The sequence below is a fragment of the Marinobacter nauticus ATCC 49840 genome, from assembly GCF_000284615.1.
Classification (GTDB): domain Bacteria; phylum Pseudomonadota; class Gammaproteobacteria; order Pseudomonadales; family Oleiphilaceae; genus Marinobacter; species Marinobacter nauticus.
The window spans coordinates 2,070,370-2,088,754 of record NC_017067.1; the positions used below are offsets into that span (position 1 = coordinate 2,070,370).

Annotated in this window: 17 protein-coding genes; 6 read left to right on the forward strand and 11 right to left on the reverse strand. The window is 57.5% G+C overall.

From position 1 onward, the window contains the following. The first annotated feature begins 33 nt into the window (after window positions 1-33). The 3 genes from MARHY_RS09625 to MARHY_RS09635 all read left to right on the forward strand — a co-directional run bounded on the left by MARHY_RS09625 (window position 34) and on the right by MARHY_RS09635 (window position 5,210). Window positions 34-2,247 (forward strand): TonB-dependent receptor plug domain-containing protein, encoded by a 2,214-nt coding sequence (locus tag MARHY_RS09625; protein WP_014421637.1) that lies wholly within the window; start codon window positions 34-36, stop codon window positions 2,245-2,247. Window positions 2,248-2,364: 117 nt separating this feature from the next. Beyond that, on the forward strand, window positions 2,365-3,279 hold the full coding sequence (locus MARHY_RS09630; RefSeq protein ID WP_014421638.1) for an ABC transporter substrate-binding protein: 915 nt from the start codon (window positions 2,365-2,367) through the stop codon (window positions 3,277-3,279). Further along, window positions 3,276-5,210: an ATP-binding protein gene (locus tag MARHY_RS09635; protein ID WP_014421639.1), complete on the forward strand. Its 1,935-nt coding sequence runs from the start codon at window positions 3,276-3,278 to the stop codon at window positions 5,208-5,210. Before MARHY_RS09630 ends, MARHY_RS09635 begins: the two co-directional genes overlap by 4 nt. Before the next feature lie 50 nt (window positions 5,211-5,260). Here the strand turns inward: MARHY_RS09635 and gorA are convergent, their stop codons facing one another. The 11 genes from gorA to gspE form a co-directional block, all read right to left on the reverse strand. Beyond that, window positions 5,261-6,622 (reverse strand): glutathione-disulfide reductase, encoded by a 1,362-nt coding sequence (gene gorA, locus MARHY_RS09640; protein ID WP_014421640.1) that lies wholly within the window; start codon window positions 6,620-6,622, stop codon window positions 5,261-5,263. Window positions 6,623-6,639: 17 nt separating this feature from the next. Further along, complete coding sequence (locus MARHY_RS09645) at window positions 6,640-7,311, reverse strand: GNAT family N-acetyltransferase (protein ID WP_014421641.1); 672 nt, start codon at window positions 7,309-7,311, stop codon at window positions 6,640-6,642. 39 nt (window positions 7,312-7,350) lie between these two features. Then, window positions 7,351-7,884, reverse strand: coding sequence for a type II secretion system protein M (locus MARHY_RS09650; RefSeq protein WP_014421642.1), 534 nt, complete (start codon window positions 7,882-7,884; stop codon window positions 7,351-7,353). A 4-nt stretch (window positions 7,885-7,888) separates the two neighbouring features. Continuing rightward, entirely contained in the window at window positions 7,889-9,196 is a 1,308-nt protein-coding gene (gene gspL / locus MARHY_RS09655) for a type II secretion system protein GspL (protein WP_014421643.1), read from the reverse strand. Window positions 9,197-9,198: 2 nt separating this feature from the next. Then, on the reverse strand, window positions 9,199-10,197 hold the full coding sequence (gene gspK, locus MARHY_RS09660) for a type II secretion system minor pseudopilin GspK (protein ID WP_014421644.1): 999 nt from the start codon (window positions 10,195-10,197) through the stop codon (window positions 9,199-9,201). Continuing rightward, on the reverse strand, window positions 10,190-10,954 hold the full coding sequence (gene gspJ, locus MARHY_RS09665; protein ID WP_014421645.1) for a type II secretion system minor pseudopilin GspJ: 765 nt from the start codon (window positions 10,952-10,954) through the stop codon (window positions 10,190-10,192). Before gspJ ends, gspK begins: the two co-directional genes overlap by 8 nt. Continuing rightward, on the reverse strand, window positions 10,954-11,331 hold the full coding sequence (gene gspI / locus MARHY_RS09670) for a type II secretion system minor pseudopilin GspI (protein ID WP_011784845.1): 378 nt from the start codon (window positions 11,329-11,331) through the stop codon (window positions 10,954-10,956). Before gspI ends, gspJ begins: the two co-directional genes overlap by 1 nt. Continuing rightward, window positions 11,328-11,855: a type II secretion system minor pseudopilin GspH gene (gene gspH / locus MARHY_RS09675; protein ID WP_014421646.1), complete on the reverse strand. Its 528-nt coding sequence runs from the start codon at window positions 11,853-11,855 to the stop codon at window positions 11,328-11,330. The genes gspI and gspH overlap by 4 nt, the downstream gene beginning before the upstream one ends. Before the next feature lie 6 nt (window positions 11,856-11,861). Continuing rightward, window positions 11,862-12,308, reverse strand: a complete 447-nt coding sequence (gene gspG, locus MARHY_RS09680; RefSeq protein ID WP_031210904.1) for a type II secretion system major pseudopilin GspG — start codon at window positions 12,306-12,308, stop codon at window positions 11,862-11,864. Between the two features lie 88 nt (window positions 12,309-12,396). Beyond that, on the reverse strand, window positions 12,397-13,608 hold the full coding sequence (gene gspF, locus MARHY_RS09685) for a type II secretion system inner membrane protein GspF (RefSeq protein WP_014421648.1): 1,212 nt from the start codon (window positions 13,606-13,608) through the stop codon (window positions 12,397-12,399). Between the two features lie 3 nt (window positions 13,609-13,611). Further along, window positions 13,612-15,120, reverse strand: a complete 1,509-nt coding sequence (gene gspE, locus MARHY_RS09690) for a type II secretion system ATPase GspE (RefSeq protein ID WP_014421649.1) — start codon at window positions 15,118-15,120, stop codon at window positions 13,612-13,614. Window positions 15,121-15,326: 206 nt separating this feature from the next. Between gspE and MARHY_RS09695 the strand changes: the two genes are divergently transcribed. From MARHY_RS09695 to MARHY_RS09705, 3 genes are all read left to right on the forward strand, one after another. Further along, on the forward strand, window positions 15,327-15,983 hold the full coding sequence (locus MARHY_RS09695) for a type II secretion system protein N (RefSeq protein WP_014421650.1): 657 nt from the start codon (window positions 15,327-15,329) through the stop codon (window positions 15,981-15,983). 8 nt (window positions 15,984-15,991) lie between these two features. Beyond that, window positions 15,992-16,651, forward strand: a complete 660-nt coding sequence (locus MARHY_RS09700; protein ID WP_014421651.1) for a transglutaminase-like cysteine peptidase — start codon at window positions 15,992-15,994, stop codon at window positions 16,649-16,651. A gap of 123 nt (window positions 16,652-16,774) precedes the next feature. After that, window positions 16,775-18,379 carry an FAD-binding oxidoreductase gene (locus MARHY_RS09705; protein WP_014421652.1) on the forward strand — a complete coding sequence of 535 codons (1,605 nt, stop codon included), beginning with the start codon at window positions 16,775-16,777 and terminating at the stop codon, window positions 18,377-18,379. Window positions 18,380-18,385: the final 6 nt, after the last annotated feature.

Genomic DNA, 18,385 nt, shown 5'->3' on the forward strand with positions numbered 1-18,385 from the left:
ATTTTCATCTCGGCAAATTATAGAACGACACACATGGCCATTACGAATTACCGGTTTGCAAAGCAACGCTCTCTTCATCGCTTGCAAGGACGCATATGGCTGTCGGTTTCCCTCTCTGCAGCGCTGAGCGGCACGGCATTACCCGGCACCGCACAAACTCTCGATTCCGGTTTCGAGGACAGTATTCCCGGCTTGAACGCCACGATACCGGAAGTGCTGACCACCACCAGACTGCGGCAGCCCAAAACCCGAGTACCCGGCAGTACGACGGTGATTGCCGGAGACCTGATTCGGGATCTGGGTATCAGAAGCCTGTATGAAGTCTTCCGCCTGGTGCCAGGCATGGTGGTGAACTTTGTTGGCAGCCATCAACCCGTAGTTACCTACCACGGCACAGTCCACTACGAACAGCGGAGAATGCAGGTTCTGGTAGACGGCCGGACGGCTCACCGGGCCACTCTGTCCGACATGGACTGGGAAACCATGCCTGTGCCCCTCGAGCTGATCGAGCGCATTGAGGTAGCCAGAGGACCGAATTCGGCCGCCTATGGTATCAACGCATTTCTGGGCACTATCAACATCATTACTCGGGATCCTGCGGACAGCGCCAACCTGGAAACGACGGTCACCAGTGGCTCCAGGGGCTACCTGCGCACTTTTGCCTCCACCGGCAATGCGGATTCGAGCTACGACTGGCGCCTGAGTTTCGAGAAACGCAAGTTCGACGGATTTGATTATCAGATCGATGACGATGAACGTTTCCCGTTCAATGATGGCCACGACATCAACTCTTTTATCTACGATTCTCGACTGACATTTACGCCGGGGACTAACCTGGAACTTCAGGGCGGCGTGGTCGATGGCACCAAATACCAGGACAAGGACAAAAGCGGCGAACTCAATCCGCTGGACCATCCGGACATCGACGTGCGGGACTACTATCTGCAAAGCAAGCTCAACCATAGTTTCTCAAGCGAGCATTTCATCCACTTGCAGGCCAGCGTTGAGAACTTTGACCGGCGCCAGGAATATGCCATCAGTTTCCCGGACAGCACGGTGGAATGCCTCCGAAACAACATTCCATTGTACGAGTACACGTACACGGCCGGCGGGCGGGAACGGCGCTGTTTCATATCCCAGGGCGGTCCCGACGCTTTTGCAGTAGTGGATGCAGATTCCGAAGATACCCGGATTGAACTGGAAGCTCAGGATACGCTGATTGTCAGCGACAGCCTGAAACTGGTTTCCGGCGCGGGTTTCCGTAAAGATATCTTCCGTTCAGAAACCTACTTCAACGGGCGCGGAAACAACTATCAGTCCCGCTTGTTCGGCAATCTGGAATACAGTCCCTGGCAATGGGTCACCTTTAATGCCGGCGGCAACTGGGAGCGAACCAGCACCACAGGCGACAGCTATTTCTCTCCCCGCGCAGCCGCGAACTTCGTGGTGAACAATAACCACGCCCTGAGGTTTGTGTTCTCCCAGGCTGTCAGAACGCCTGATGGATTTGAGCAAAGCCCTGACTGGGGATACACCCTGCGTAATGTCAGACCGGCAATCTATTCTGACCTTGAAGGTCGCCGCGTCACCATTGAGGACGCCGCCCAGGAAACAGGTATCCTCACACTGGGGAACGATCTTGAGGAGGAGACCATTACCTCTCACGAAATCAGCTACTTCGGGCAGTTTCCTCTGGATCAAGCGCTGTTCTCGCTGGAAGTCAGAGGCTTTCGCGATGAGCTCAGAGACATGATCAGTGGCGTTATCCAGCTCAAGGAATGGACGCTGGAAAACAACGTGGCCGTTGACCAGAAGGGTTTTGAGATAGAGGCCAGCCTCGATTTTCCCGGCACCCTGCTTCGAGCAAGCTACGGCTATCTTGATCAGGAGACCTGGTATACCGGCGCGCCGATTCTGGAATCTGACGGCACGGTAAACGAAAACGAGCAGCGCTACATGACCGAACTGCTGGAGCGGATGTCTGTCCGGCACTCGGGCAGCCTGGCGGTTATTCAGGATCTTCCCGCAGGCTTTAAGTGGTCTGGTGCATTTTACTGGGCCGACGAATTCAACACCCGGTTTGAACGCTTTGATACCCGGTTGGTGAAACAGATATTCCAGCCCCGTTATACGGCTGAAATCGCGCTATCCATGCAACATTACCTGAACCGGGAACCTGAGCTAAGCTCAGACAACAACATCGAAGATCATAATCAGTTTTTTGTTGAAGCCGGTATTCGCTTTTGACGGTGTGCAGGGCAGGAAACTAAACAGTCAATGGAATGGACCAGCTGTCAGACGATGCTCAACCCTAACGGTAACGTTACAACGGGCCGTACATCCAGACTTGCCAGAGTCACCTCTATGTTGGTCTGGCTGATGGCTTTGTTGTTCGTTGATTCTGGTCTCGCCCTGGGCCAGGAATCGGGGACCAGATCAGCCTATATCGCCGGATCTGGAAACGCCGCTCTGGATGACCATGTTGCCCGCCTGCTGACAGAACAGCTTGGCGACCAGGTCACACTGGAGCCACTGATCGAAAGCCAGCTCGCTGTTCTCGAGAATAAACCTGTGATCGCAATAGGGCCTGCCGCATTCTCACGGGTGCGCCAGGCCAACAGGGATCTTCCGGTTCTGGCATTACTGGTTGATAAGGATTTCATCGAGGGGTATACCACACGATTTTCCGGCCAGGTTTCTGCCGTCTATTACGATGCGCCCTTATTACGGCAAGCCTTGACGGGCAAGGTCATCCTGCCCCAGGCAACCCGCGTCGCCTTGCTTGCCACAACCGAAAGCGTAGAACTTTACGAACCCCTCATCGATCAACTGGCACCCTACGGCCTGGAAGCCAAGGTCTTTATTGCCGATACCGAGGATCAACTTATCCCAAGCCTGATTCGAGCCCTCAGCTTCGGTGATTTTCTGCTTGCCGGGCAGGATGATGCCATTTACAACCCACGCAATATCAAACACATTCTGCTGACCGCCTATCGCAGGAACAAGATCCTGATCGGCCCGAGCCAGGCCTATGTCAAGGCCGGCGCCCTCGCCTCCAGTTATGCGCCATTCACTGAGATGGCTGAGCTTGCAGCCAGTCACCTGATAACCTATTTCGACTCAGGCGCCTTCCCGGCGCCAACCTACCCTGACGAATACCGGGTTGAAGTAAACCAGCAGGTTGCGCGATCCCTGAACATCCCGCTGCCAGAACGGGAGTGGATTGCCCAGGCGGTACAAAACATGATTAGCGAGAACAACCAGGAGGCAGGCCAATGAGCAGCACAGCCAATACTCCCGGCATGTCACTCTCGCGGCGTCTTCTCCTGCTTGGCGCCCTGCCCGCGGTTGTGATTTTTGTGGCATTGATGGTTTTCTTTACCTCAGCCCGTCTCGAAGATGCCCGTCTGGACCTGGCCCAAAGCAGTCAGATGCTCGCAGACAGCCTCGCCCCAGCACTTGAGTATGCCGTGGTCTCCGGTAACTCAACGGCTCTGGAGCAGGTCCTCGGGCAGTCCCTGAAACGCAGCAAAGCAGACTGGATTCGCGTGACCGACGTCGTTGGCGAAGAGCTCGGTTTTGTCAGCCGAGGTATCGAATCGGAACATACAGCAGACGGAATCTTCGACATCTATGAGGCCGAGATTCTGCAGGAACCACTGGAGATCGGTTCTGGTGGAGCGGGTGACTGGTTTACCGGCGGCTGGAACTTCAATTCCGGATCGCTTCGGGTAGGACTGGTGCAAGTCGGGGTGAACCCCGACGTTCTGGAAACCCGAAGGCAGGATATTCTCTGGAGCTCCCTGACCGTGGGCTTTGCCTTGCTGGTGTTCAGCCTGCTGCTGGCAAACCATTTCCTGAACAATATCCTTCAGCCCATGCGACAACTGTCCAGCCGCGTTGGCAAGCTGATTGTTGGTGACTACACCACGCAACCGGTCTCCAGCAAGGGCAGTGCCCGGGAAATTGCGGAGATACAGCAACAGTTGAACGAACTCGCAGTTCATCTGGAACAACTTCGGTCTGCCCGGGACCAGACACTGGCGATTTCTGAAAGTGCCCGGGAGAAAGCTGAACACGCCAGCCAGGCCAAGTCAGAGTTTCTCGCTACCATGAGTCACGAACTTCGGACTCCTCTGAACGGCGTGCTCGGCATGGTTGACCTGATTCATGAAGAGCCGTTGACCAAGCGCCAGAGCGACTATTTGACCACGGCCCGGCAATCCACGGAAGACCTGCTGACCGTGATCTCCGATATCCTGGACTACGCCAGAATGGACAATGGCAATCTGGTATTGGACCAACGGGCCTTCGATCTTCAGAGCCTGTTCACCAATTGCGTCGCCTCATACCGTCACGCCGCAGAAAAGCAGGGGCTGAGCCTGGATCTCCAATTCCTCGGTGAATGGCCACGGCATCCTGCCGTGCTGGGGGATGCGCCGCGAGTGAGACAGATCCTTGCCGGGCTGATCGACAACTCACTGAAGTTCACCAGCGAAGGGTTCGTCGGTATCCGGGTGAACTGGCTTGAGCTTGAAAACCACTGCGTACTCGTCCAATGCTCGGTTAAGGATTCAGGCTCTGGTATTCCTGCGGAACGACTGCAAAGTGTCTTCAACAGCTTTGAGCAGCTCGACACCGGCGATAACCGGGCTCACGGTGGCACAGGGCTCGGGCTGTCGCTGGTCCAACGCCTGGTCGAATTGATGGGCGGGCATGTGCAGGTGGAGTCCGACATCGGCCAGGGGTCCTCATTCCGGTTCGAGCTGCCTTTCGAGCTAGCCTATCAGAATCCTCCAACCGATGAGCCACGGGAACAGGTGACCGGTACCGCCCGGGCCCTCGTGGTCGAGGATAATCTGGTGAACCAGAAAGTAACGGAAGCGCTGTTGCGGAAGTTCGGATTCCAGACCGAATGCGTGACCAATGGTACCGATGCTGTTAGACGAATCAAAAATGACCACGAAGGTTATGATGTCATTCTGATGGACTGCCAGATGCCAGTAATGGATGGCTATGATGCCACCCGTATGATCCGCGACTGGGAACAGGGAAATGGTCAGAGCGGCGTACCCATTATCGCACTGACCGCAGATGTGTCTGAGGATACTGAGAAAGCCTGCAAAGAAGCAGGTATGAACGACTATCTGACCAAGCCCGTGCGAAGGGATACGTTGCGGGAGGTACTCTCTCGCTGGATTCGCGTGTAAAAACGAGCGCCGGAGTTGGCAGGTTTTTCACTCCGGCGCTATCCACCCTGTCAGGCCACCGGCTCTCGCATGGTGACAAACTCTTCAGCGGATGTCGGGTGAATGCCCATCGTAGCGTCAAACTGGGCCTTGGTGGCACCGGCTTTAATAGCCACCGCCAGTCCCTGGATGATTTCACCGGCATCCGGCCCAACCATATGGGCGCCCAGAACCTTGTCTGAACTATCGTCCACAATCAGCTTCATCAGACAACGCTCATCACGGCCGCTCAGGGTGTACTTCATGGGGCGAAACTCGGAACGGTAAAGCCGCAGCGAATGCCCCGCGTCCCGCGCTTCTTTCTCGGTTAACCCGACCGTTCCTATATTAGGCTGACAGAAGACAGCCGTGGGTATGGCGCTGTAGTCCATATCACCCTGGCCATCACCAAACAGCCGCCGGGACAGCACCATGGCCTGCGCCAGCGCAACCGGCGTTAGCTGCGGCGTTCCGATGACATCACCAAGGGCGGAGATGGCCGGTACCGCCGTCTGGAAATGATCGTTCACCTCAACATGACCCGAAGCATTGAGTTCCACTCCCAGATCGGTCAGCCCGAGTCCGTCTACAAGCGCGCGGCGACCTGTTGCAGCCATAACCAGCCCGGTTTCCATGCTGCTGCCATCGCTCAGATTCACCTGGTAGTGAGCATTCAACTGCTCGACAGATTCAATCGTGACATTGAACCGGAGATCCACGCCTTTCTTGCGCATCTCCTGTTCCGTGAACTTGCGGATATCCTCGTCAAACCCTCGCAGGAACAGCTCGCCCCGGTACAGCAGCGTGGTCTCCACACCAAGCCCCGCCAGAATGCCGGCGAACTCGACGGCAATGTAACCACCGCCCCAGACCACGGCGTGGCGCGGTAACTGTGGCAGGTAAAACATCTCATTGGAGGTGAGCAGAAATTCCTTGCCGGGAATATCCGGAACCACTGGCCAGCTGCCAGTGGCAACCGTGATGTGCGCTGCCGAATAAGCTTTATCACCAACGATCACCGTGTGAGGGTCGCGGAGACTGGCCGTACCCTCAATGATGGTGACGCCGGCATTCTCGAGCAATCGGCCATAAATGCCATTCAAGCGCTCTATCTCGGCATTCTTGTTGGCGACCAGCGTTGGCCAGTCAAACGAGACATCGTCTGTTGGCACAGACCAGCCATATCCATGTGCATCTTCGAGCTCTTCCCTGACGTGTGCTCCGTAGACAAAGAGTTTTTTCGGAACACATCCCACGTTAACACAGGTGCCCCCCAGATAACGGGATTCCACCACCGCCACCCGGGCACCGCGCTGGGCCGACATGCGGGCAAGCCGAACACCGCCGGACCCGGCGCCGATAACGATCAGATCAAAATCATGGCTCTCAGACACTGTTTCTCCTGTTTACCTCAAGATTGCTGTTGCAGCGGCTCGCTCGAATGATCATCGGCCGCAAGAACTTCCCGGAACAACACGTGATCTTCAAAATCACCAAGCCGGATCTTGCCCAGGCTGCGGAATCCCTCGGATTCATAAAACGGCAGGTAGCGGCTGTTCCCGGTATCGAGTACCAGCCCGCTGCCCCGGGGATTTTCCTCACACAGGCGCTCGACCGCCTGCAGCAACATCCGACCATACCCCTTGTGCTGGTATTTTGGGTTGACCCCCATCAACGGCAACTGATGCGCCTGCCTCTGCGGCAAAAGGTCGCGAATCCTGCGATGATACTCAAGATACCGGCGCGTGGATGAGAAGCCCGCCGTCAGTACCATACGCACCCGCCAGCCGAGCTGGTCTGCCAGGTTCAGCCTGAGTTCCGGCTCACCCACAAACGCAACCGCGACCAGGGTTTCGTCCACCATCACACCGATGGCATCCTGATTCAGCTCCAGATACAGGTCGATCAGTTCCCGGATGGTCGCCCTCACCCGCTGGCTGTAACCGGGTTTCCGGTGATCGAACAGATACTGGAACGTAGGTTCTTCCCGGTAGGCATGAAACAGCACCGATTGGGCCTCGTTTCGTGCGGTCTCGTCCAGGCGTACCAGAACAGCTTCAGCATTATTGTTGTTGTCTGCCATTGTGTTGCTCCCTCACTAGTGTGGGTCCACGCTTGTAGGTCAGATTGCCAGCGTAAGCCTCACAGATACCTGCCCGGGCCCATTGCCCCGATCCAGTGCGGCCTGGTCAATCACCACGCCATGATTACTGTGCAAACGCTCAAGCCAGGCTGCCACATCAGCGTAGGCGGCGTTTTCAAGCCAGACCCGGATAGCATCCTCTCCGCTGGGCTCGAACCGTTGCAAGGAAAGTCCGGCCTCCCCGGCTGAGCGAGTCACCAGGGCCATCAGCGCACGCCCGTCTTCCGGCTTGTCAGCCCCTGCCGCGGTTGTCGCTGCGCCACCGGTCGTGCCCAGACGCTGAATGGTCGTTTCATTGGCCTGCATCCAGGCCAGGAGTTCTGCGGCATTCTCACGACTCGAGGCAGCCCGGTCATGAAACTGAGTCACCGGCTGCCAGATCAGCAGATAAATCAATGCCAGCAACAGGGCTATACCCAGAGCAGTCAATGCCTGACGGTCGCGGGTGGGTAACTGATCATAGCGAGCAATCAGTTTGCCCACGGCCGGTTGATCCTTGATGCGTGACCACATGGGCTTATCCTCCTGAAACCGTGAGGCGGCCTCGGGCGCCGCTGGATTCGTTGACCACGGAACCGATCTGGGCCTGCAGCCCTTCGCTGGCGAGTCCGTTACGCAGACGGCTTAACCGATCATAACTGTCGGCCCGGATATCCACCACGAGTTCGCCCCGGCTCCGGCTGTAGTTAATCGAGTTAAAGGTAACAGCTCCGGGATTCTGCAGGCGGCCGTACTGATCGCCGGTGTATTTCATCAGGGTGATAAAATCCACGTCAGGGCCCTGGGAGCCAGCAACCCGTAACTGGCCTTCGATAACACGTCGTACGTTTCCGGCATGGGTTCGGCGGTCCGAGGGAAAGGCATTCCGGTAAACCGCCATAGCCTGGCTTTCAAGCTGCTCCGCCTGCTGCTGCTGGTAGATTCCCATACCGATCTCCAGCCCCATCTGGATCACGAACCAGAGTGATGCCACGGCGATAAGCGGCTTCCAGGGTTTCAGGGGGCTGCTGCCCTCCGCCTTGAACGCGAACGCCCCCTGGCACAGATTAATGGGCTGGCTCAGGTGATGGTGGTACGACCAGGCCAGGAACTCGGTTACCGAAAATTCCAACGGCTTCTTTTCGATACGAAGAAGCCCGGTGGTTCCCGAAAGCTCACTCACCAGGGCCTGGCTCGCGTCCAGATCTGCCTCGGTGCCATATAGCTGCACCGGAATTTCGGCCACCACTTCGTCAGACGAAGGCGCAGCAAGTGTCACTGCAAGCAGCGGAAGATTATCTGCCTGCATGCGCAGCCACTCTCCCCGCTGGCTCTGCAGAAGTGCCGACTCTGCATCCAGGCAGATGACCCATCCGGATTCCGCCGCTGGCAACAGTGAAGCGTCTGGATAGACGGCCTCCAGACGGGCGTGGTACCAGCCAGAAAACAGTTGGCGCCAGCGAGCCATCTGCTCGCGATCGATGGCAGCAACCCGGTAGCCCTCAGGCGTGTGCGGCCCCAGCGCGAGATGAACCGAGTCAATGTCCTGGGCTATCTGCTCCTCAACGGCATACGGCAAGGCCTGCTGAATAAAACGGGTCTGTTTCGCCGGTATATCCGCCAGACAGAAAACTGCCTCATCACCGGGAATCAGTCCGATCAGCAGCACTTTCTCCAGCGCATTCTGTGCCAGCGTTTGCTCGATATGCTCCCGTGTATCAGCCGTGCCTCTGGCCTGAGCATCGCCACTGGCATCCTGGAGCACCCAGCTGAACAGCTGGGCATCGGGGCTCTGGTCCGGGTCCGCATACGGAGGCACCGGCCGGACAAAAAGGCGGTAAGACATGGTTATCCTTCTGAGAAAGTGTAAGGTTCCTTGGTAATGCGATTCTTCTGCCCGGTATCCCTGTGAACCGTCCGGACTTCGCCCTCCGGGTTTCTATACACGGTGCTGACCATATTGACGACACGATTATCGTAGGTAATCCGTGAGACAACTTCAAAAAAACGGGTCTGAAGCGTTAACCCGTTGGCTTTCAGCCCCATCCCCGAGAACTCCGGCAGTGCCAGGAAATCCTGAAGGTTTTCGAATCGTTCTTCTTCGCGCTTGGCAATAATCGATTCCGCCTGAGCCTCATTCATATCCTCGTGCAGACTCATCAGAACCTGGGCCGTCGCGGTATTCACGTTAATGCCGACGCCGGAGACTGGCAGCGCCACCAGATGAGGCCGCAGCGCAGCATAGATTTCCTCGGTCATGCCCTCAATCAGACGCAACTCGGTAATGGAAACAAAGGGCTGGTTGCCGGTGCGATACGGAGGGTCTGCCATCAGATACTGGCCGTCTTCGGCACCATAAGCGCTGATGGCCTGGTCGTCGGCGTCCATCCAGTCAATGAGCGGGTCTACGGTGAGGCCAGTGATACCCAGAGCACGAAATAACCGGGTGAGCCGGTCTTTGGTGATGGGGTCCACTTCTCCGCTCGCGGTAACCAGATCGTTCAGGTTGATTCTGCCTCCAAGATCATCGATCTGGACCTCGGCAACACCACTGTCGTCCAGAGGCAGAATGGCAGCGTGCATGGCCCAGAACTCATCCGGACTGTCGACCATCACACTGTTTTCCTTATCCTCTTCGTAGTCCCGAACCAGAATACGCTTGGCAAATTCCTCGGCACCCAGAGCAATACTCTGGCCTTGTTGCTGGGCCAGGTAATGGCCAGCCTTGAACACCCGCAGGCTTTGCTGGCGGGTCATGCCCGATGCCATCAACACCACCAGGGCCATCGCCAACAGCACCATGATCAGGGCGACGCCCTGCTGCCTGCTCCCGGCAAACTTAATCATTGCCGGTCACCCCGCCCGCGGCCTGGCCAGATCCGTCTTCAGCCGCGTCATCTTCCGACTCGGTCTGAGTCTCCTGTTGCTGATTGATCACCGCCTGGGCCTGCGACGGTTCAAAATCCGGCAAGCTGAATGTGCGGACCAACTCACCAAAGCGTTCATGTTCCAGTGTAATCTCAATCCCACGAGGCAAGGAGATGTCGGGTCGGGTACCCGGCGTCATCTGCGCCAAAGCGTCATCTTCCGGCCATTGCTCCTGCCAGTTACCGTTCTCATCCAGAAACCGGATTTCAAACTCCAGAACCTCGTCCAGCATCAGAATGTCCAGGCTTTCGTCTTCCTGCCCCTGATCCACCACAGGCCAATACCGACGGCGCAGTTCAGTTCCGGTATATTCCCAGCCGACGCGCTGCAGACCGCTACGCCGGAGACCAAGCGGATTGCGCCAACCCTGGCGGGTCAGCATCAACGCAAACGCATCATCCCTTGAGGTTAAGGACGGTGAATAATCACCATAAACATCCCGGGCGGGCCGGTTGATGATCTGGGTGATGTCACGTTCCAGCAGCAACATGGTTTTCTGCAAGCCGTCGAACGCCTGGGCAACCTCATCCACCCGGTCCCGGGAGTTCATTACACTGCTCACCACCTGCCAAACACCCAGCCCGATCACGGCTGTGATAGTGACGGCAATCAGTACCTCCATCAGCGTAAAACCGGACTCCCCGGCTAACCTGACCTTGCGCGCGGGCATGCCCATCAGGTTTCTCCCAGGAAGGCAGCCAGGGTATGGACGGCAAACGGTTCTGATTGCGCCCCGGAGTATTTGGCTACGGTTACCTCAATCCGCCGCATCGTGGGCTCTGCCGTAGCCTCAACAACGGTGGTGACCCGCCAGCGGAAATTTCCGAAGTCGGTATCTTCCGAATTCTCCGAAATCCCTGGCAGCTCATCCTGAAGCCGTAGTTCGTTAATCCGGTTTTCCGCCACCCAGCCTGCCAGCGTCTTGTCACGTATGCGCTCAAAACTGGTGATGTAATTCCCGCCCACTTCGGCGGCGGCCGTTGCAATCAGACCGAACACAAGCAATGCGACGAGGACTTCAATCAGGGTGAAACCACGCTGAGGCCGACTCATGACTCATCCCCGGAACCAGGTTTGCGCCATTCCAACGGCGAGACGCCATCTGAAGCAACAACGTGCATCAGGTCAGTGTCCCGGCCCAGGGTGAATTCGATTTCAAACGGTGTGGTTTCACCACTGGAGAAGAACACCACGTCTGGCCTGAGCCGATCCTCGGCCGAGGCCAGTCGCGGAGCGTCACTTTCGATATACTGGGTAACGGTCAACCATTCCGGGAGGGTTCGCTTGTGGAATATGCGCTCACCTGAGGATTTCCACTCGCCTGTCTTATCCTGAAACGCCACGAACCGATAACCGTCTTCTTCCAGCAGCAAGCCCATTTCCAGGTTATTGAGAACCGCCTGTTCCTGTGCCGTTTGCATCAGGAGGTAGAGCTCCCGAACCTGGCTTTCCAGCTCGCGCTGCTGGGAGCTGCCGGCCATATTGAACACCGCCAGAGCCGCCAGCAGTCCGACGATGATCAGGACTACCAGAATCTCGATCAGCGTAAAGCCGTTTTGGTCAGCCCTGCGGCCCACAATCAATCAGTTCCCGCTGTCCCAGACACTGATATCAGCGGCATCGCCATCCCCGCCTTCCTGGCCGTCAGAACCATAGGAATACAGATCGTACGGCCCGTCTACACCAGGGCTGACATACTGGTAGTTGTTACCCCAGGGGTCTTCGGGAACATTTTTCAGGTAGCCATCCGGGTTCCAGTTCTTCGGCTCAGGGCTGCCGCTGGGCTTGTTGACCAGTGCTTCAAGGCCCTGCTGGGTAGAGGGATAATGGCTGTTGTCCAGGCGATACAGGTCCAGTGCGTTGGCGATGTTACTGATCTGGGTTTCGGCCACCGTTACTTTGGCCTGATCACTGCGCCCCATGATGTTGGGCGCCACAATTGCCACCAACAGGCCGAGAATGACCATCACTACCATGATTTCGATCAGGGTGAAGCCCTTGGTCCGGGCCAGCGCTTTCGGTTGGTTCATGCTCATAGTTTCACTCATCTTGGGTCCGTTGTTTCTCGTCGCTTTCAGAAAAGTTTTCTGGCTTCCTTGCTGGCCCGACGGCGGGCCATCATCCCACCAGGTTGCTCATGTTCAGAATCGGCAGCATGATCGCCAGAACAATAATCAGCACCACCGCCCCCATGAACAGCAGCATCATGGGTTCAAACAATCCCACAATAGCGGCGATCTTGGATTGCAGGGTGTTTTCCTGCATGCGGGCCGTGCGTTCAAGCATACTGTCCAGCTCGCCACTGGCCTCGCCACTGGCAATCATATGCAGCATCATTGGCGGGAAGTAACCGGTCTGGTCCAGTGAACGGTGCAACGATCCCCCTTCACTGACCTTCCGGGCAGCCTCCCGCAGTTCCTGCCGGAGGTAATCGTTGGAAAGCACCTCCCCTGCAATGCGCATGGCTTCAACCAGTGGTACACCACTGGTGGTCAGAATGCTCAGGGTACTGGCGTAGCGAGCCGTATTCACGCCTCGTACCATGCCTGCAAACAGCGGCAGGTGAAGTAGCCGCTTGTGAAACTTCAGACGCACCGCCGGCTTGGTCAACGCGAAACGGAACCCGATGATCGCCACCACCAGCAACACTAGAAGGTAGACTCCGAAACTGCCGAGAAATTCCGACACCGAGAGCATAGCTACCGTCAGCGCGGGCAGCTCCTGCCCCTGCTTGAGAAAGACTTCGATAATGTCGGGCACCACATAGGTGAGCAGGAACACCACAATGGCAATAGCTACGACACTCAGGATAATCGGGTAAATCGCAGCCAACTGAATCTTCTGGCGGGCTTCTTGGCGGCTTTCCGTGTAGTCCGCCAGCCGGTTCAGCACCAGGTCCAGATGCCCGGCATGTTCACCGGCCGCGACCGTGGAGCGGTAGAGCCGGGGAAAGGCCTTGGGGAATTCACCGAAGCTGTCCGCCAGTGTGTAGCCTTCCATCACCTTGGCGCGGATAGCAATCAGCATGCTGCGAATCCGCGGCTTGGTGGATTGCTGGGCGGCCGCACTCAGTGCCTGCTCGACCGGAATCCCGGACTGGATGAGCGTGGCCAGCTGCCGGGTGACCAGGGCGAGATCGGCTGCGCTCAGAGAACCGCGGCTGCTCAGTGGGTTGCTACGGGCCTGTTTTTCTACGGCCGCTTCCACTGCCAGCGGGGTCAGCCCCTTTTCCCTGAGTTGCTGGCGCACCGCTCTGGGCGCGTCGGCTTCCAGCACGCCCTGTTTCTGCTTGCCTCTGGCATCCAGTGCTTTGTATTCGTAGGCCGGCATGGATTACTGGCTCCGGTGGGTCACACGCAGTACTTCTTCCACCGTGGTTACGCCATCCAGAATCTTCTGAACGCCATCGGCATGAATACTCGGGCTGTGCAGGCGGGCCTCCCGTTCCAGATCCAGCTCCCCTGCGCGTTTATGAATAAGGGTGCTGATTTCTTCCGTGATCTCGACCACTTCGTAGATACCAATCCGGCCCCGATAGCCCAACTGGTTACAATGCTCACAGCCTTTGGCGCGGAAGATGGTGGGCGGGTTGGCCGGGTCCTGCTGGAGGAACTCACAATGCTCTTCGGTAGGAATATAGGGCTCGCGGCAGTGGGTACAGAGCACCCGCACCAGCCGTTGCGCAACGATACCGACAAGACTGGAGGAGATCAGGAAAGGCTCGATACCCATGTCCATCAAACGGGTAATGGCACCCACGGCGGTATTGGTGTGCAGGGTGGACAGCACCAGGTGCCCGGTCAGACTTGCCTGAACGGCAATCTCCGCAGTTTCCAGATCCCGGATTTCCCCGATCATCACCACATCCGGATCCTGGCGCAGAATGGCTCGCAGGCCCCGAGCAAAGGTCATATCCACTTTCGGGTTCACCTGGGTCTGCCCAATCCCCGGCAGGTTGTACTCGATCGGATCCTCGACCGTCAGTATGTTGCGGCTGCGATCATTGATTTCCTGCAGAGAGGCGTAAAGCGTGGTGGATTTACCGGAACCTGTGGGACCGGTCACCAGCAGAATACCGTACGGACGATAGATCAGCTTGCGCAGGGTTTTCAGATCCTGCCCGGCCATGCCGAGTGACTCCAGCCGAATGGTGCCCGCCTGTTTGTCGAGCAGGCGCAGTACCACCCGTTCACCACTGGACGAAGGCATGGTCGACACCCGGATATCAACTTCCCGGCCGGCCACCCTCAAAGCAATGCGGCCGTCCTGGGGTACCCGCTTTTCTGCAATATCGAGTTTTGCCATAACCTTGATCCGCGAGACCAATAATGGTGCCAGCGCCCGCTTGGGCTGGACCACTTCCCGCAACACGCCGTCAATCCGGAACCGGACAATCAGCTGTTTCTCATAGGTTTCGATGTGAACGTCCGAGGCATTGGTTTTGACCGCCTCGGTAAGAATGGCGTTAATGAGGCGGATAATGGGAGCGTCGTCCTCCTGCTCCAGCAGATCCTCCGTTTCCGGAACCGAATCGGCCAGAGAGGCCAGATCCATGTCGTCACCGATCCCCTCCACCATTTGCATGGCTTCCGCCGAATCGTTCTGATAGGCGGCATTCAGGGCCTGGTCGAAGCGGTCCGGCTCAACGGTAGAGAACTTCGCCCGGCCACCGCTCACGCGGTTTGCCTCGGCCAGTGCGGTGTGGGAAGCCCCCGGGCGCACGAGAATGACCGGCTCGCCCTCTTCGTTGCGGGTAAGGATGACTCCGTTACGCTTGGCGAAGGTAAAGGGAAGTCTGCCCAGCGGCGCATCCTGCGGCTGAATGTCGGTTTGGGTGGTCAAGCTCGTCCTCGTTAAATCCGTCTGGTCACTGATTGTTCTTATGGGGCCACCCGTTGCGACGGCCCTCCACGTTGTCAGCGTAAGCAAAAAGGCTACCACAGGAATGGGAACCACTGAACAACTCTATACACTATACTGCCACTAATTCATTGCAGTCTGATAACCTGTGAGCTTTTTACGATTTCCCAATGCATTCAGGAACGACAATGCTTGCAATTGATCGAAGGACTCCGCTGCTTCTGGCCATAGCAGCAGCAACGGCCATGCTGGCGCTGACCGGCTGGCAAGGCTATCAGTTCTGGCAGAATGAAACCCAACGTACCCTGCCGCAACCGACCCGGGAAGCTTCAACAGGTGCAGATCAGGCCAGAACCGTGCCTGATGTTCAGTTGTCGGATTTGGAAGTGTTCGGCTCGGCGACTGCCACCCCGCAAAATGAAGACACCAACACAGAGAACCTGCCGGAAACCAATCTTCGCCTGTCCCTGCGAGGTGTGCTGGCAGCAGACGGCGACTTCCCCGGCAGCGCCCTGATTGAAGATGACAAAGGCAAAACCGAGGCCTTTCTGGTGGGTGATGAACTGCCCGGAAATGCCAGGCTTCGTACTGTGTTTGCCAATCGGGTCATCATTGAACGATCCGGCAAACTGGAAAACCTCTACTTCCCGGAGACCGAAGATCGCTCCGGGGTCGATTTCGCAAGCAATGACGAGCCTGCCTACGAAGCTCCCCCACAGCAAGAGGTTCAGGTGCAAAGAGCACGCCCCCAAACCAGCGCCTCGTCGGCCGACCAGCAACAGCGGCGAGAGGAAATCCGTCAACGGCTGGAACAGTTACGCCAGCGGCTTCAGAACAACAACTGAGGCCCGCCATGGAAGCGGCAAGCAGACTTACACGTCGCCAGTCCCTGTTGCTTCCCCTCATCCTTACCGTGTCTGTTGTCAGCGCACTTGAATTAAGCAGCCGCCTGATGACCTATGTGCTGGAAGAGTTCGGCGAGGCCGCGCACCAGCGGCTTGAGAACTGGCAACGCCTGCACGCGCTGGCTGCCAACGCTCCGACAGATCGCCAGCTTCGGCTAGTTAATTCCTTCTTCAACCGGGTGACGTTTGTCAGCGACATCCGCCACTGGGGCCAGGAAGACTACTGGGCCACGCCGGTGGAGTTGCTAACCACCAACGGCGGTGACTGTGAAGACTTCTCCATCGCCAAGTACCTCACCTTGAGGGCCATGGGCGTCCCGGATGACCAACTCCGGATTATCTACGTCAAGGCACTGGAGTTGAACCAGGCCCATATGGTCTTGGCCTGGTATAAAACGCCGGGCTCCGACCCGTTGATTCTCGACAACCTGATCAATGACATCAAACCGGCGTCCCAGAGAAACGATCTGGAACCGGTTTACAGCTTCAACGGTGAAGGCCTGTGGCTGAACCGCACATCCGGCGACAATGCCAGAATTGGCGATGCCCGGAAGCTGGAGCATTGGCGGGATCTTAACGACAGGCTGACCGAAGCCCTCCGCCCTTAAAAAAAGCGCGCGGTGAATACCGATTGTCGGTAAATGACAGCGAGCTTGTCGCTCTCTGACACTGGTAACGGCCGGCCAGCCGTTAGAATGCCCGCAATTCGATAAACGATGGAGCAGCACAGAATGCGACGCTGGAATGGATGGGGTGACGAACAGTTCTCACTGGAATTACCGGAGCAAGGTCAGGCCTTTCTCGCTGACCGTGTGGGCGGCGGCTCCCCGCTGGCGGATATCACCCTGCATGCAGCCTGTGAGCAGGTTCCGGAATCCCGGTTGCCCTCAGACCCACAGGTTGATGACCTGATCGACCGAAGCCCGGAAACCCGGGTCCGACACGCCCGGGGCCAAAGCCTGCCAGACTGGCTGGCCATGCGCAGCGGTGATATTGGCGAGTTCCCGGACGGCGTGGCCTTCCCGAACACCAGTACCGATGTACGCGCCCTGCTCCATTACGCCAACGACAAGGATATTCACCTGATCCCCTACGGGGGTGGCACCAGCGTGGCTGGGCACATCAACCCGGTAGACCAGGGCAAACCGGTTCTGACCGTCAGCCTTGCGAATCTTAACCGCCTGATGGATCTGGATCGGGAGAGCCAGATCGCCACCTTCGGAGCAGGCACCCCCGGCCCGCTGGTGGAATCCCAGTTAAGAGCCCATGGCTATACCCTGGGACACTTCCCTCAGTCGTTCGAGCTCTCCACGATTGGCGGCTGGGTGGCATCCCGCTCCAGTGGCCAGCAGTCACTGCGTTACGGCCGCATAGAACAGCTGTTTGCCGGCGGCCGGATTGAAACCCTGCAAGGCACCCTGACAATCCCCACCATTCCGGCCTCCAGCGCCGGCCCGGATGTCAGGGAAATGATCCTCGGTTCCGAGGGCCGGCTGGGCCTGATTACCGAGGTCAAAGCCCGGATCAGCCGTCTGCCTGAACAGGAAAGCTTTCATGTGGTGTTCTTCCCGGACTGGGACAAGGCCCGAACCGCCGCTCGCAAGCTGGTTCAGAACCGGGTTCAGCTTTCCATGCTACGACTGAGCAACGCCATTGAAACCGAAACCCAGCTGGCACTGGCCGGGCATCCGAAACTGATCGGGCTACTGGAACGTTTTCTGGCTTTCCGCGGTGCGGAAGACGGCAAATGCATGATGACCTTTGGCGTAACCGGCAGCAAAGCCCAGTGCCGGGGAGCACTTGCGGAGGCCCGCAAACTCTGCAGTGACCACAAAGGGGTCTATACCGGCACAAAACTTGGCGCCAAGTGGGCGGAGAAACGCTTCACCATGCCCTACCTGCGCGAAGCCCTGTGGCAAATGGGCTACGCCGTGGACACCCTGGAAACCGCCACCGACTGGGACAACGTTGATACCCTGATGAACCGGATTGAAACCAATCTCAGGGAAGGTCTGGCAGACAGGAACGAGCGAACCCACGTATTTACCCACCTGTCTCACTTTTACGGCCAGGGTTGTTCCATCTACACAACCTATGTTTTCCGGGTTGCGGATAGCTATGACGAGACCCTGAGCCGCTGGCGACTTCTGAAGAACACCACCTCAGACCTGATCGTGCGGAACAGGGGCACCATCAGCCATCAGCATGGCGTAGGCAAGGACCATGCCCCCTTCCTCCCTGTCGAAAAGGGAGAGCTGGGTATGCGTGCAATTCGTTCGCTGACCCAGAGCTTTGATCCGGACCAGCGCCTGAATCCCAAAACTCTGCTGGATTGAAGTGAT

Bases quoted from the DNA above. Each gene is read 5' to 3' on its own strand.
- MARHY_RS09625 (WP_014421637.1), top strand. From the start codon at position 34: ATGGCCATTACGAATTACCGGTTTGCAAAGCAACGCTCTCTTCATCGC.
- MARHY_RS09630 (WP_014421638.1), top strand. From the start codon at position 2,365: ATGTTGGTCTGGCTGATGGCTTTGTTGTTCGTTGATTCTGGTCTCGCC.
- MARHY_RS09635 (WP_014421639.1), top strand. From the start codon at position 3,276: ATGAGCAGCACAGCCAATACTCCCGGCATGTCACTCTCGCGGCGTCTT.
- MARHY_RS09645 (WP_014421641.1), bottom strand. From the start codon at position 7,311: ATGGCAGACAACAACAATAATGCTGAAGCTGTTCTGGTACGCCTGGAC.
- MARHY_RS09650 (WP_014421642.1), bottom strand. From the start codon at position 7,884: ATGTGGTCACGCATCAAGGATCAACCGGCCGTGGGCAAACTGATTGCT.
- gspL (WP_014421643.1), bottom strand. From the start codon at position 9,196: ATGTCTTACCGCCTTTTTGTCCGGCCGGTGCCTCCGTATGCGGACCCG.
- gspK (WP_014421644.1), bottom strand. From the start codon at position 10,197: ATGATTAAGTTTGCCGGGAGCAGGCAGCAGGGCGTCGCCCTGATCATG.
- gspJ (WP_014421645.1), bottom strand. From the start codon at position 10,954: ATGGGCATGCCCGCGCGCAAGGTCAGGTTAGCCGGGGAGTCCGGTTTT.
- gspI (WP_011784845.1), bottom strand. From the start codon at position 11,331: ATGAGTCGGCCTCAGCGTGGTTTCACCCTGATTGAAGTCCTCGTCGCA.
- gspG (WP_031210904.1), bottom strand. From the start codon at position 12,308: ATGAACCAACCGAAAGCGCTGGCCCGGACCAAGGGCTTCACCCTGATC.
- gspF (WP_014421648.1), bottom strand. From the start codon at position 13,608: ATGCCGGCCTACGAATACAAAGCACTGGATGCCAGAGGCAAGCAGAAA.
- MARHY_RS09695 (WP_014421650.1), top strand. From the start codon at position 15,327: ATGCTTGCAATTGATCGAAGGACTCCGCTGCTTCTGGCCATAGCAGCA.
- MARHY_RS09700 (WP_014421651.1), top strand. From the start codon at position 15,992: ATGGAAGCGGCAAGCAGACTTACACGTCGCCAGTCCCTGTTGCTTCCC.
- MARHY_RS09705 (WP_014421652.1), top strand. From the start codon at position 16,775: ATGCGACGCTGGAATGGATGGGGTGACGAACAGTTCTCACTGGAATTA.